Genomic DNA, 749 nt, shown 5'->3' on the forward strand with positions numbered 1-749 from the left:
CCACCCCGGTGACCGACACCGCCAGCAGGCAGGCAACCAGCCCGAGTACAAACCCGACCCGGTGATCCCAGTGCTCGTCGAACTCGGTCATGCCGACATGGCCCGCAATTTCACCAATCCGGTACAGGTGCAGCACGCCAAAGCTGCCCCAGAGCACCGCGAAGGTGACCTTGATCCACAGGTCCGGAATCAGGGGGGCGAAGAAAATGATGCCAATCGGGGTGCCAATCAGACCGCCCACCACGGCGCCCTTGAGCATGGACCAGGCCAGTGGCTGGCGGCGCGCCAGGATGAAAATGGTGGCGCTCACCATGCCGATGGACTGCACGGCGAAGCTGAAATCCCGGCCGAGCGTGGCGGGCATATCGAACAGCAACACCAGCACCGGAAAGCCGACAGTGCCCCCGCCCATGGGGGTGGAGCCCGCCGCATAGCTGCCGATCGCCATGGCCAGGGCCATGGGCCAGTGATCCTTCGCCGTCTGCCAGTGGCCGTCCATCTGAACCAGAAACAGCCAGGCGGTGTAAAACAACCCCAGCCAGAGAAACCAGACCCATAAGTGGCGCTTGGGCGGCGCTTTGATGTTCATCTTATTTCAACGGCTTGTACTTCACCCGCCGCGGCTGCGCATTCTCACCTTTACGCTTCACAAAGTCCTCGTGGTACTCGGTGTAGTTGCCCTCAAAGAACACCACCTCCGAGTCACCCTCGTAGGCGAGAATGTGGGTGGCCACCCGGTCCAGGAACCA

The 749-nt window shown here is 62.1% G+C and carries 1 protein-coding gene; it reads right to left on the reverse strand.

The genetic code is table 11. The features are described 5' to 3' along the window. The coding region (locus tag B3187_RS02540) for a sulfite exporter TauE/SafE family protein (protein WP_286804466.1) at positions 1 to 589 on the reverse strand (589 nt) is incomplete at its 3' end. Positions 590 to 749: the final 160 nt, after the last annotated feature.

The organism is Marinimicrobium sp. UBA4209 (assembly GCF_002381585.1).
In the GTDB taxonomy this organism is placed as follows: Bacteria; Pseudomonadota; Gammaproteobacteria; order Pseudomonadales; family Cellvibrionaceae; genus Marinimicrobium; species Marinimicrobium koreense.